We start from the raw sequence: 12,476 nt of genomic DNA, 5'->3' as shown, positions 1-12,476 counted from the left end.
CCCGCGCCTCGGTTGAGGCGCGGGACCCGGCTCGTACGTGCGTACCGCGATCTACATCGCGCTACCCGCGGCGGGCGTCTGGATCAGACGGCCGCCGGGTCCTCCTCGACGAGGAGGTTGCGGGTGCGGTTGGCGTCCAGCGGGATGCCGGGGCCCATCGTGGTGGTCAGGGTCGCCTTCTTGATGTAGCGGCCCTTCGCGGCGGACGGCTTGAGGCGGGTGACCTCTTCGAGCGCCGCGGCGTAGTTCTCGACCAGCTTGTCCTCGTCGAACGACACCTTGCCGATGATGAAGTGCAGGTTCGAGTGCTTGTCGACGCGGAACTCGATCTTGCCGCCCTTGATGTCCGTGACAGCCTTCGCCACGTCCGGGGTGACCGTGCCGGTCTTCGGGTTCGGCATCAGACCACGCGGACCGAGCACACGGCCGAGGCGGCCGACCTTGCCCATGAGGTCCGGGGTGGCGACGACGGCGTCGAAGTCCAGACGGCCCTTCGCGACCTCGTCGATCAGTTCGTCGGAGCCGACGATGTCGGCGCCCGCGGCTTCCGCGGCCGCAGCACGGTCGCCGGTCGCGAAGACCAGGACCCGGGCGGTCTTGCCGGTGCCGTGCGGAAGGTTCACGGTGCCGCGGACCATCTGGTCGGCCTTGCGCGGGTCGACGCCCAGACGCATGGCGACCTCGACAGTCGAGTCGAACTTGGTCGCAGAGGTTTCCTTGGCGAGACGGACGGCCTCAAGCGGGGCGTACAGGCGCTCCGCGTCGACCTTGGCGTCCGCGCCGCGGAGAGTCTTGCTGCGCTTCACTGCTTCTCCTCAGTGCTGAGTGTGGAGTCGTGGTGCGGACCAGCGCGTGGTCCTTCCACGGGGTGCTACGGGGGTGATCAGCCCTCGACCGTGATGCCCATGGAACGGGCGGTGCCGGCGATGATCTTCTCGGCGGCGTCCAGGTCGTTGGCGTTCAGGTCGGGCATCTTGGTGGTGGCGATGTCGCGGACCTGGTCGCGGGAGATCTTGGCGACCTTGGTCTTGTGCGGCTCGCCGGAGCCCTTCTCCACACCCGCGGCCTTGAGGATCAGCTTGGCGGCCGGCGGAGTCTTGGTGATGAAGGTGAAGGAGCGGTCTTCGTAGACCGTGATCTCCACCGGCACGACCATGCCACGCTGCGACTCGGTCGCGGCGTTGTAGGCCTTGCAGAACTCCATGATGTTGACGCCGTGCTGGCCCAGCGCGGGGCCGACCGGCGGAGCCGGGTTGGCCGCACCGGCCGAGATCTGGAGCTTGATCAGCCCCGTGACCTTCTTCTTCTTGGGAGGCATGCTCTCTCCGGGTCCTAGTGAGAGGTGTTTCGCCTCCGATTCCGGTCATCCGGATGGAGGCATACCGCACAACGATAACGGGTATAGCCGTGCGGCTGAAAACCGAGCAGGTCAGACCGTCTCCCACCTGCGGAGGACATCCCCCGCGAGAGCCGATCTGACCTGTCCGGAAGCCGGTGTTCCAGGAAGAGCGTCAGTTCTTCTGGATCTGGTCGAAGCTGAGCTCGACCGGGGTCTCGCGGCCGAAGATCTCGACGAGGCCCTTGACCTTCTTCGAGTCGGCGTTGATCTCGTTGATGGTCGCCTGGAGCGTCGCGAACGGGCCGTCGGTGACGGTGACCGAGTCGCCCACCTCGAAGTCCAGCACCTGGACCTCGACCTTGCGGGACGGCGCGGGCTTGCCCTCGGCCTCGGCCGCCTCGCGGGCGGCCTTCTCCTCGGCCTCCGGGGCGAGCATCTTGACGATCTCGTCCAGGGTCAGCGGGTACGGGTCGTAGGCATTGCCGACGAAGCCGGTGACGCCGGGCGTGTTGCGGACGACGCCCCACGACTCGTTCGTCAGATCCATGCGCACCAGCACGTAGCCGGGGAGCTTGTTCTGGCGGACGGTGCGGCGGTCGCCGTTCTTGATCTGGACGACCTCTTCCTGCGGCACCTCGGCCTGGAAGATGTAGTCCTCGACGTTCAGCGAGACGGCGCGCTGTTCGAGGTTGGTCTTCACGCGGTTCTCGTAGCCCGCGTAGGTGTGGATGACGTACCACTCGCCGGGCAGCGTGCGCAGTTCCTGGCGCAGGGCCTCGATCGGGTCGACGTCTTCCTGCTCCTCGGCGACGGCCGCGTCGGCGGCCTCGTCCTCGGCGACCTCGGCGACGGCCTCGGCGTCGTCCTCCACGTGGAGGGCGGCCTCCTCGGCGGGCTCGCCGGCCGCGGCCTCCTCGGCGTCCAGCTCGTCGACGCCGTCGGCGTTCTCGACGATCTGCAGTTCGGTGGCTTCGCCGACCTCGTCCGCGGCAGCCGGCGCGTCCACGTCGGCCGCTGCCGCCTCGGCGGGCTCGGCGGCGTCGTTCAGGTTCGGGTCAGACACTGTGGCTGCTTCTTCCTGGCTTCAAGGGGTGGAACAGGCGAAGGGCGACGCTTCGTGTGCCGTCGCCCGACGCGGGCTCAGCCGAAGACGTACTTGACGGCGTTGTTGAACCCATAGTCAATCACGGTCACCAGGCCGATGACGATGACAACGAAGACGATCACCACAGAGGTGTACGTCGAGAGCTGGTTCCGAGAGGGCCAGACGACCTTGCGGAGTTCAGCGACGATCTGGCGGTAGAAGAGCGCGAGGCGGCCGAAGGGGCCCTTCTTCCCGCGCTTGCCGCCGCGGCGTGCCTTCTTGGCCGCCACCTCGTCCTCGGGACGACCGCTCTCAGGCGTCGCGGTGGAGCCAAGGGCTTCCGTCACTACGTCCTCACCTGAATCCGGGTCGTGTCCGTGCCGCGCCCGGTTGAGCCGCACGGCGGTGCAATTCACTACGTACGCATGCACGCACCATGGTGAAGATGCGTGTAGCAGGGCCGGAGGGACTTGAACCCCCAACCGCTGGTTTTGGAGACCAGTGCTCTACCAATTGAGCTACGACCCTTTGTGGTTCCCCCAACGTACCGCATCCGGCCGGGCGCACGGAGTGCGCACAGACGGGCCGCCGTCGAGGGGCCAACGACGCCTGAGTGTACGTGCTGGAGGGACTGACGTCGAACAGGAACGTCCGATCCGCCCACCGGAACGCGCCCCCGGCCCGTACGGAGAACCGCGCCGAGCGCGTGATCACGGGGCCCGCGCACGTTACAGAACTCACGTGCCCGGCCCGCGGCGGGTCTGGGACGATGCATGCATGACCGCTGCTACTCCCTCCGCACAGTCCCCCACCGACCGTCGGGTGTCGGCCCGCATCGGGTCGATCTCCGAGTCCGCGACGCTCGCCGTCGACGCCAAGGCGAAGGCCCTCAAGGCCGCCGGGCGCCCGGTGATCGGCTTCGGCGCCGGCGAACCGGACTTCCCCACGCCCGACTACATCGTCGAGGCCGCCGTGGAAGCCTGCCGCAACCCGAAGTACCACCGCTACACCCCCGCCGGCGGCCTCCCCGAGCTGAAGGCCGCGATCGCCGCGAAGACGCTGCGCGACTCCGGCTACGAGGTCGGGGCGGACCAGGTGCTGGTGACCAACGGCGGCAAGCAGGCCATCTACCAGGCGTTCGCCGCCATCCTCGACCCGGGCGACGAGGTCGTCGTGCCGGCCCCGTACTGGACCACCTACCCGGAGTCGATCCGGCTCGCGGGCGGCGTCCCGGTGCCGGTCGTCGCCGACGAGACGACCGGTTACCGCGTCTCGGTGGAGCAGCTGGAGGCGGCCCGTACGGAGCGCACCAAGGTGCTGCTCTTCGTCTCCCCCTCGAACCCGACCGGCGCGGTCTACACCCGCGCGCAGGTCGAGGAGGTCGGCCGCTGGGCCGCCGAGCACGGTCTGTGGGTGCTCACCGACGAGATCTACGAGCACCTGGTCTACGGGGACGCGGAGTTCTCCTCGCTGCCGGTGGTCGTCCCGGAGCTGGCGGACAAGTGCATCGTGGTCAACGGCGTCGCCAAGACGTACGCGATGACCGGCTGGCGGGTGGGCTGGGTCATCGGCCCGAAGGACGTGGTGAAGGCCGCGACCAACCTCCAGTCGCACGCCACCTCCAACGTCTCCAACGTGGCGCAGGTCGCGGCGCTGGCCGCCGTCTCCGGCGACCTGACCGCCGTGGCGAAGATGCGCGAGTCGTTCGACCGCCGCCGGCGCACCATCGTGCGGATGCTCAACGAGATCGACGGCGTCGAGTGCCCGGAGCCGGAGGGCGCGTTCTACGCGTACCCCTCGGTGAAGGCGCTGCTCGGCAAGGAGATCCGCGGCAAGCGCCCGGCCACCTCGGTGGAGCTGGCGGCGCTGATCCTGGACGAGGCCGAGGTCGCGGTGGTGCCGGGCGAGGCCTTCGGCACGCCGGGCTACCTGCGCCTGTCGTACGCGCTCGGCGACGACGACCTCGTCGAGGGCGTCTCGCGGATCCAGAAGCTGCTGGCGGAGGCCGCGGCCTGACGCCCGTACGAATCACGCCCCGATACGGGTCTCCGGCCGCCGGCCGGGGGCCCGTATCCGCTTTCGGGCCGCCGCTCGTTCAGGGACTCATTCACGCGAAGCCCCTACCGGCGAGCGGGCAGGTGCGGCAAGATCTCTGAATGGAGAGTGTTCGTACCCGTGGCGAAGCCGCCCGCCGTGATCTGCGCCTGCTGCCGAAGGCCCATCTGCATCTGCACTTCACCGGGTCGATGCGCCCGTCGACCCTGCTCGAACTGGCCGACAAGTACGGCGTGCACCTGCCCGAGGCGCTGAGCGGCGGCGAGCCGCCGAGACTGCGGGCGACGGACGAGCGCGGCTGGTTCCGCTTCCAGCGGCTGTACGACATCGCCCGGTCCTGCCTGCGCTCCCCCGACGACATCCGCCGGCTGGTGCGCGAGGCCGCCGAGGAGGACGCGCGCGACGGCTCCCGGTGGCTGGAGATCCAGGTCGACCCCACCTCGTACGCGCCCCGGCTGGGCGGCCTCATCCCGGCCCTGGAGATCATTCTCGACGCGGCCGAGTCCGCTTCGCGGGAGACCGGCGTCGGCATCCGCGTGCTGGTCGCCGCGAACCGGATGAAGCACCCGCTGGACGCCCGTACCCTCGCCCGGCTCGCGGTGCGCTACGCCGACCGCGGCGTGGTCGGCTTCGGCCTCTCCAACGACGAACGCCGCGGCCTCGCCCGCGACTTCGACCGCGCCTTCGCCATCGCCCGCGACGGCGGCCTGCTGGCCGCGCCGCACGGCGGCGAGCTGTCGGGCCCGAGCAGCGTCCGGGACTGCCTGGACGACCTGCACGCGGCCCGCGTCGGCCACGGCGTACGGGCGGCCGAGGACCCCCGCCTGCTGCGCCGGCTCGCCGACCGGGGGGTGACCTGCGAGGTGTGCCCGGCCTCGAACGTGGCCCTGGGCGTCTACGAGAAGCAGGAGGACGTCCCCCTGCGCACCCTGTACGACGCGGGCGTCCCCATGGCCCTCGGCGCCGACGACCCCCTCCTCTTCGGCGCCCGCCTGGCGGCCCAGTACGAACTGGCCCGCGAGTTCCACGCCTTCACCGACCCCGAACTGGCGGAACTGGCCCGCCAGTCCGTACGCGCCTCAGCCGCCCCCGAACCCGTCCGCACCGACCTCCTGAAGGAGATCGACGAATGGCTGGCGACCTAACCGCAAGCTTCCCCAGCCCGTCCGGCGATTGAGGACCCCGAAAGCCGAGCCAATCCAGCCCGTCCGGCGATTGAGGACCGGGGCCCCGGGCAGCGCCCCGCCAGCCAACCAGCGCCCGAGGACACCCGACCCCAGCCCCCACCAGCCCGTCCGGCGATTGAGGACACCGGAAGCCGAGCCAATCCAGCCCGTCCGGCGATTGAGGACCGGGGTCCGGGGCGGAGCCCCGGGTCAAGGCCCGCCCGGTGGGCGGGTCAGAGGCGGACGCCCACCGTCACCGGCTCGTTCACCAGCGTCACCCCGAACGCCTCCCGCACCCCGTCCCGCACCTCGCGGGCCAGCGCCAGCAGGTCCTCGGTACGGGCCGCGCCCCGGTTCGTGAGCGCCAGGGAGTGCTTGGTGGAGATGCGGGCTGGGCCCGTCCCGTACCCCTTGGCGAAGCCCGCCCGGTCGATGAGCCAGGCGGCGGAGGTCTTCACGTGCCCCTCCCCCGCCGGGAAGGCCGGCGCGGCGACGTCCGGTCCGAGCCGCTCGGCGACGCGGGCGAGGAACGCGGTGTGCTCGGCCTCGGTGAGGACCGGGTTGGTGAAGAACGACCCGGCCGACCAGGTGTCGTGGTCGTCGGGGTCGAGGACCATGCCCTTGCCCGCGCGCAGGGCGAGTACGGCCGTACGGGCGGTGGCGGCGGGCACCCGGTCGCCGGGTTCGACGCCGAGGGCCCGTGCAGTCTCGGCGTACTTGATGGGCGCGGAGAGCCCGCCCGCGTCCTCCAGTTCGAACCGCACGCGGAGGACCACATAGCGCGCGGGGTCGGCCTTGAAGCGGCTGTGCCGGTAGGCGAAGCCGCACTCGGCGTTGGGTACGGTCACGGTCTCGCGGGCCTGCCGGTCGTAGGCGACGACCTCGGTGATGGTGGCGGAGACGTCCTGGCCGTACGCGCCGACGTTCTGGATCGGGGTCGCGCCGGCGGAGCCGGGGATGCCGGCCAGGCACTCGATGCCGGCCAGCCCCGCCTCGACGGCGTGGGCGACGGCGTCGGACCAGTTCTCGCCCGCGGCCAGCTCCAGGCGGGTGCCGTCCAGCGTGCGGCCGGCGGTGGCGATGCGCAGGGCGGTGCCCTCGAACCCCTCGTCGGAGATGACGAGGTTGCTGCCGCCGCCGATGACCAGCAGCGGGGTGCCGGAGTCGTCGGCCTCCCGTACGGCGGCGACGACCTCGTCGTCGGTGACGGCGGTGATCAGTCGGGTCGCGGGGCCGCCGAGCCGAAAGGTGGTCAGCGGGGCGAGGGGGGCGTCGTGGAGTTCCTGCACGCGCTCAAGGGTACGGGGAGGCCGCCGCAGGGCCCGGTCGGCGGTCGCCGGGGCCCGCGGCGGTACGAACCGGCCCGGGTCAGACGGCGACCGGGGGCTTGTGTCCGGCCGGGGCCTGCCCGTCCGGCTCCTGGTCCGTACGGTCCGTACGGCGGCGGGCGGGTATCAGGAACGCCGCCACGGCCGCGAGCGCGACGGCTCCGGCGCCCGCCCACAGGGCCGGCTCCAGCCCGTCCACGAACCGCTGTCCGCTCTCGTAGCCGCCCTGGGAGGAGAAGACGGTGGCGAGCACGGCCACGCCGAGCGCCCCGCCCACCTCGCGCATCGCGTTGTTGGCCCCGGAGGCGATGCCCTGCTCGCTGGGGCGGACGGTGGACATCGCCAGGTTGGCGGCGGGGGCGAAGTACATCCCCATGCCGATGCCGCTGACGATGAGGCCCGGGAGCTGCTGCGCGTACGAGATGTCGGGGCTGAGCCACAGGGCGAACAGGGCGAGGCCCAGTGCCTGGAGCGCGAGACCCACCGCGACGACGGGGCGCCCGCCGACGCGGTCCGAGAGGTAGCCGGCGAGGGGCGCGACGATCATCGGCATGCCGGTCCACGGGAGCATGCGCAGTCCGGCCTCGGTGGGCGAGTAGCCGAGGACGTTCTGGAGGAACTGGCTGAGCAGAAAGATCGAGCCGAACATCCCCACGAACATCAGCAGGCTGGCCGCGTTGATCGCCGAGAAGCCCCGGCTGCGGAAGAGGCGCATGGGGAGCATGGGGTGGGCGGCGCGCAGTTCGTACGCGACGAAGGCGACGAGCAGCGCCGCGCCCGCTATCAGGCCGGTGAGGACCGGGCCGCTGGTCCAGCCGTCCGGGTTGGCGCGGACCAGGGCGTAGACGACGCCGAACAGGCCGACGCTGGCGAGCGCGGTGCCGGGGAGGTCGAGCCGGGCGTCCGGGCGGCGGCTCTCGTTCAGGCGCAGCCGGGCGAGGGGGAGCAGGGCGAGGCCGATCGGCACGTTCAGCCAGAAGATCCACTGCCAGGAGATGTGTTCGGTGAGGGTGCCGCCGATCAGCGGGCCGGAGGCGACGGCGAGCCCGTTGACCGCGCCCCAGATGCCGTACGCCATGCCGCGGCGGGCGGCGGGCACGGCGGCGGTGAGCAGGGTCAGCGTGAGCGGCATCATGACCGCGGCGCCGACGCCCTGCACGGCGCGGGCGGCGATCAGGCCGTCGATGCCGGGGGCGAGGGCCGCGGCGGCGGAGGCGGCGGTGAAGAGGGCGGTTCCGGCGATGAAGAGCCGGCGGCGGCCGAAGCGGTCGCCGAGCGCGGCGCCGGACATCAGCAGGACGGCGAAGGTGAGGGTGTAGGCGCTGACGGTCCATTCGAGGTCGGCCAGTTCGCCGCCGAGGTCCTCGCGGATGGAGGGCAGGGCGGTGGTGACGACGAGGTTGTCGAGGGCCGCCATGAAGCCGGCGGCGCTGGTGATGATCAGGGCCCAGACGATGGTGGAGCGGTTGCTCCGGGTCGGGTCCGGTGGGCGGTTCATTTCTCCCCCAGTTGGTTAGTTATTGATTACTAATTTTCATGGGCAGCGAAAAGCGCGCTGACCCGCGGCGCCGCGCGGGCTCACGGCTCACGGCTCACGGCTTCGCAGGGAGCCATGTCGTGGAGGCCCGACCACAGGCGGTGCTCGGGCGGGAAGCCCAGCGACACGAGGACGTTGATGAGCATCCCGTGCGCCAGGAACGACGTGGTCTCGTTCGCGTCCGCCCCGACGGCCAGATGGATCGTGTCCCACAGCTCCTGCCAGCCGGCCCGCAGCGAGTCGCCGAACTCGCGGTCGCCGGCCGCCTCGGCCGACGCCACCGCCACGTACATCTGCATCTGGAGGAGCAGCTTGTCCGGGTCGCTGGAGATGAGGTCCTGGTACGCCGCCCCCATCGAGCGCAGCGCGTCGTCCCCCTCCAGCCCCTCGGCCGCGGCCCTGAAGACCTCGATGTTCTCCTGGAGGCAGCGGTCGGCGGCGGCCAGGAAGATGGCCTGCTTGTTCGGGAAGAGGCGGAAGAGGTACGGCTGCGAGACGCCGACGCGCTTGGCGATGACCTCGGTGGAGGTGCCCTTGTAGCCGCCGCGCGCGAATTCGGCCATCGCCGCGCGGATGACGCTCTCGCGCCGCTCCTCCGCACTCATCCTGACCATGGTGTGAAGTTAGTGTCCAATCACTAATCAAGTCAAGAGGTAAGGGGCGCCCGCAATGGACGGCCGCCCCTTACCCCTGCTGACCTTGCCCCCGCTGTCGCCCGTACCGCTCAGGCGAGCCGGACCACCGCGCGGGACATCCCCAGCACCTTCTGGCCCGCGCTCATCGCGGTGAGGTCGACCCGGACCGTACGGGCCTCGTCGTCGAGCTTGGCCGCGACCTTGGCGCTGACCTCGATGACCGCCCCCTGGTCGTCGTCGGCGACCACGACGGGCTTGGTGAACCGCACGCCGTACTCGACGACCGCCGCCGGGTCGCCGGCCCAGTCGGTGACCACGCGGATCGCCTCGGCCATGGTGAACATGCCGTGCGCGATCACGTCCGGCAGCCCGACCTCCTTGGCGAACCGCTCGTTCCAGTGGATCGGGTTGAAGTCGCCGGAGGCGCCCGCGTACCGCACGAGCGTGGCGCGGGTCACCGGGAAGGACTGGGCCGGGAGTTCGGCGCCGACCTCGACGGCGTCGTACGAGACCTTCGCTGTCATCTGCCTCACTCCCCCTCGGCGGCGCGCGCCACCAGCATCGTGTGCGCGGTCACCACGTGCGCGCCGTCCGCGTCGTGCACCTCGCCGCGCACGGACAGGACGTCGTTGCCGGCCAGCGACTTGATCGACTCGATGGTCGAGGCGACGGTGAGCCGGTCGCCCGCCCGTACGGGCCGGGTGTAGACGAACTTCTGGTCGCCGTGCACCACCCGGCTGTAGTCCAGACCCAGCTGGGGGTCCTCGATGACCTGCCCGGCGGCCTTGAAGGTGATCGCGAAGACGAAGGTCGGCGGGGCGATCACATCGGGGTGCCCGAGGGCCCGCGCGGCGTCGGCGTCGACGTACGCCGGGTTGGCGTCGCCGACCGCCTCGGCGAACTCACGGATCTTCTCCCGGCCGACCTCGTACGGCGCGGTGGGCGGATAGGTCCGTCCGACGAAGGACTGGTCGAGCGCCATCGGCTCGGCACCTCCTGCTTGTTTGCGTGCGGATGGGTACAGGTACCACAGGCGCGTACAGGTGACTCGGACAGGTACGGGTGGCTCAGGCAGATACGGACGCCCCAGGCCAGGCGTCCCGGGCGCATATCGCAGCCGTACCGGGCGCATACCGCCGTACCGAACGCATACCAACGCCACGAGGCCGCCCCCAAAGAATGGGGACGGCCTCGTGGACGAGCCTTTGTTATCGCGTTTCGCGGTGCGCGGTGTGCGCGTTGCAACGCGGGCAGTGCTTCTTCATCTCAAGCCGGTCCGGGTTGTTGCGCCGGTTCTTCTTGGTGATGTAGTTCCGCTCCTTGCACTCCACGCAGGCCAGCGTGATCTTCGGGCGGACGTCGGTGGCAGCCACGTGAGTGCTCCTTGACGGATGGAAGGGTTAACGCATAAAAGAGTAGCCGACCGGAGGACCGACCCCACAATCGGCTACTGTGTGTAGCGGTGACCGGACTTGAACCGGTGACACAGCGATTATGAGCCGCTTGCTCTACCGACTGAGCTACACCGCTGCGATGCGAGAGAGACCCTCGCCCGAAGGCGAGGAACTTCACACACCAGAGCCCCAATACGGAATCGAACCGTAGACCTTCTCCTTACCATGGAGACGCTCTGCCGACTGAGCTATTGGGGCGAGCGATGAAGACATTACACGCTCGGCCGCCGATCGTGAAATCCGTATCTGTTCCCCGTCGCCAGCCGCCCCAATCACCCCTCACACCACACCGGTACGACTATTCAGCGCCTGCTCGAAGCCGCCTCGGCCGCGCCCTAGGCTCGGTCCACGCTGCGTGATCATGCACGCCCCGGCCCTTCGAGGAGCGCGATGCCCGACAGCCAGTCGCAGCCCCCCAAGAACCCCGACGGCGAGGCCGCCAAAGGCTCCGACGCCACCGACTGGACCGCCCTCGTGCTGTGCGGCGCCCGGCTCGCCGACGGCCGCACCGTGGACGTCCGGCTGAGCGGCGGGACCATCGAGGCCGTCGGCACCCCCGGCAGCCTCGTCCCCGGCACCCGCGTCGACCTGAACGGCTACCTGCTGCTGCCCGCCCCCGCCGAGCCGCACGCGCACACCGACACCGCCCTCACCGCCGACGCGGACGCCGCCGGCCCCGTCCCGCACACCGTCGAAGACGTCCAGCGCCGCACCACCGAGGCCGCCCTCCTGCACCTCGGCCACGGCGCCACGGCGCTCCGCAGCCATGTGCGGATCGGCGACGTACAGGGGCTGCGTTCGCTCGAAGCCGTGCTCCTGGCCCGCCGGGCGCTGCGCGGGCTCACCGACCTCACCCCCGTCGCCGTCCCCCGGCTGCTGACCGGCGCGGCGGGCGCGGACGGCCTCGCGATACTGCGGGACGCCGTGAAGATGGGCGCGTCCGTGATCGGCGGCTGCCCGGACCTCGACCCCGACCCGACCGGCTACACCGAGGCCGTCCTGGAAATCGCCGGCGAGCACGGCTGCGCCGTGGATCTGCATACGGACGGTGACGACCCGGCGCGGCTGGCCCGGCTCGCGGCGATGGCCGGCAGGCTGCGGCCCGGCGTCACCCTGGGCCCGTGCGGCGGCCTCGCCCGGCTGCCGCACGAGCTGGCCGTACGGGCCGCCGAGCAGCTGGCGGCGGCGGGCGTCGGCGTCGTCTGCCTGCCGCAGGGCGACTGCTGCGCGTTGGAGCAGCGCGAGGCGCGCGTCTCGCGCTGCGCGCCGGTGCGGCTGCTGCGCGCGGCCGGCGTCGCGGTGGCCGCCGGGAGCGGCGCGCTGCGGGACGCGGCCAACCCGGTGGGGCGCGGCGATCCGCTGGAGGCCGCCTATCTGCTGGCGTCGCGCGGCGAGCTGCGCCCGTACGAGGCGTACGAGGCGGTCAGCACGGCGGCGCGGGCCGCGCTGGGGCTGCCCCGGGTCCGGGTGGAGGCGGGGTTCCCGGCGGAGCTGCTGGCCGTGCGCGGCGAGAGCGTCGCGGGAATCCTCTCGCTCGCGTACAGCCGGACGGTGGTGCACCGGGGGCGGGTGGTGGCCCGTACGAGCGCGGTGCGGGAGTACTGCGACTCGGCCGCGGTGATCGCCCTCGACCTGCCCCGGCAGTCGGCGCGCGGGGGCGGGACGTCGTGATGGGGGGGACGTCGTGACGGAGGCGGGACGTCGTGACGGTGGGCGGTTCCTGGGGCGGCTGCTTCAACGGGCCTCGCCTCGTTGAAGCAGCCGCCCCTCCCCCAGGGCGTCACCCGGTCGCGGTGGGCGCGGGCCTGCTGAGCTTCGGTCTGCTGCTGGCCGTGGCGCTGCTGACCGGTACGGCGGCGGTGTTCTTCCAGACCGCCT

The 12,476-nt window shown here is 71.3% G+C and carries 13 protein-coding genes and 3 tRNA genes; 3 read left to right on the top strand and 13 right to left on the bottom strand.

The window, feature by feature from the left end; genetic code table 11:
* Positions 1–83 precede the first annotated feature (83 nt).
* The 5 genes from rplA to AB0I22_RS34070 all read right to left on the bottom strand — a co-directional run bounded on the left by rplA (position 84) and on the right by AB0I22_RS34070 (position 2,951).
* Entirely contained in the window at positions 84–806 is a 723-nt protein-coding gene (gene rplA, locus AB0I22_RS34090; protein WP_363134875.1) for a 50S ribosomal protein L1, read from the bottom strand.
* 77 nt (positions 807–883) lie between these two features.
* Entirely contained in the window at positions 884–1,318 is a 435-nt protein-coding gene (rplK, locus tag AB0I22_RS34085) for a 50S ribosomal protein L11 (RefSeq protein WP_030883153.1), read from the bottom strand.
* A gap of 193 nt (positions 1,319–1,511) precedes the next feature.
* Entirely contained in the window at positions 1,512–2,402 is an 891-nt protein-coding gene (gene nusG, locus AB0I22_RS34080; RefSeq protein ID WP_363134874.1) for a transcription termination/antitermination protein NusG, read from the bottom strand.
* A gap of 77 nt (positions 2,403–2,479) precedes the next feature.
* A complete protein-coding gene (gene secE / locus AB0I22_RS34075) occupies positions 2,480–2,770 on the bottom strand; it encodes a preprotein translocase subunit SecE (protein WP_363134873.1) in 291 nt (96 codons plus the stop codon).
* A gap of 108 nt (positions 2,771–2,878) precedes the next feature.
* A tRNA-Trp gene (locus AB0I22_RS34070) sits at positions 2,879–2,951 on the bottom strand.
* Between the two features lie 249 nt (positions 2,952–3,200).
* On the opposite strand from AB0I22_RS34070, the gene AB0I22_RS34065 reads away from it, so the two are divergent.
* Positions 3,201–4,439, top strand: a complete 1,239-nt coding sequence (locus tag AB0I22_RS34065; RefSeq protein WP_363134872.1) for a pyridoxal phosphate-dependent aminotransferase — start codon at positions 3,201–3,203, stop codon at positions 4,437–4,439.
* A 140-nt stretch (positions 4,440–4,579) separates the two neighbouring features.
* Positions 4,580–5,623, top strand: coding sequence for an adenosine deaminase (locus AB0I22_RS34060; protein WP_363134871.1), 1,044 nt, complete (start codon positions 4,580–4,582; stop codon positions 5,621–5,623).
* A gap of 254 nt (positions 5,624–5,877) precedes the next feature.
* On the opposite strand, the gene AB0I22_RS34055 is transcribed toward AB0I22_RS34060, so the two are convergent.
* From AB0I22_RS34055 to AB0I22_RS34020, 8 genes are all read right to left on the bottom strand, one after another.
* Complete coding sequence (locus tag AB0I22_RS34055) at positions 5,878–6,933, bottom strand: UDP-N-acetylmuramate dehydrogenase (protein WP_363134870.1); 1,056 nt, start codon at positions 6,931–6,933, stop codon at positions 5,878–5,880.
* Between the two features lie 79 nt (positions 6,934–7,012).
* Positions 7,013–8,470: a DHA2 family efflux MFS transporter permease subunit gene (locus AB0I22_RS34050; RefSeq protein WP_363134869.1), complete on the bottom strand. Its 1,458-nt coding sequence runs from the start codon at positions 8,468–8,470 to the stop codon at positions 7,013–7,015.
* An 80-nt stretch (positions 8,471–8,550) separates the two neighbouring features.
* A complete protein-coding gene (locus AB0I22_RS34045) occupies positions 8,551–9,123 on the bottom strand; it encodes a TetR/AcrR family transcriptional regulator (protein ID WP_363134868.1) in 573 nt (190 codons plus the stop codon).
* 110 nt (positions 9,124–9,233) lie between these two features.
* Positions 9,234–9,668 carry a MaoC family dehydratase gene (locus AB0I22_RS34040; RefSeq protein WP_363134867.1) on the bottom strand — a complete coding sequence of 145 codons (435 nt, stop codon included), beginning with the start codon at positions 9,666–9,668 and terminating at the stop codon, positions 9,234–9,236.
* Between the two features lie 5 nt (positions 9,669–9,673).
* Positions 9,674–10,126: a MaoC family dehydratase N-terminal domain-containing protein gene (locus tag AB0I22_RS34035; protein ID WP_363134866.1), complete on the bottom strand. Its 453-nt coding sequence runs from the start codon at positions 10,124–10,126 to the stop codon at positions 9,674–9,676.
* Between the two features lie 226 nt (positions 10,127–10,352).
* Positions 10,353–10,517, bottom strand: a complete 165-nt coding sequence (gene rpmG, locus AB0I22_RS34030) for a 50S ribosomal protein L33 (RefSeq protein WP_003948671.1) — start codon at positions 10,515–10,517, stop codon at positions 10,353–10,355.
* An 84-nt stretch (positions 10,518–10,601) separates the two neighbouring features.
* Positions 10,602–10,674: transfer RNA gene (locus AB0I22_RS34025), tRNA-Met, on the bottom strand.
* Between the two features lie 49 nt (positions 10,675–10,723).
* A tRNA-Thr gene (locus tag AB0I22_RS34020) sits at positions 10,724–10,796 on the bottom strand.
* Between the two features lie 192 nt (positions 10,797–10,988).
* Between AB0I22_RS34020 and AB0I22_RS34015 the strand changes: the two genes are divergently transcribed.
* Positions 10,989–12,269, top strand: coding sequence for an amidohydrolase family protein (locus AB0I22_RS34015; RefSeq protein ID WP_363134865.1), 1,281 nt, complete (start codon positions 10,989–10,991; stop codon positions 12,267–12,269).
* Positions 12,270–12,476: the final 207 nt, after the last annotated feature.

This window comes from Streptomyces sp. NPDC050610, from assembly GCF_040654875.1.
Lineage (GTDB): Bacteria > Actinomycetota > Actinomycetes > Streptomycetales > Streptomycetaceae > Streptomyces.
This window is presented reverse-complemented; position numbering and strand designations above follow the sequence as displayed.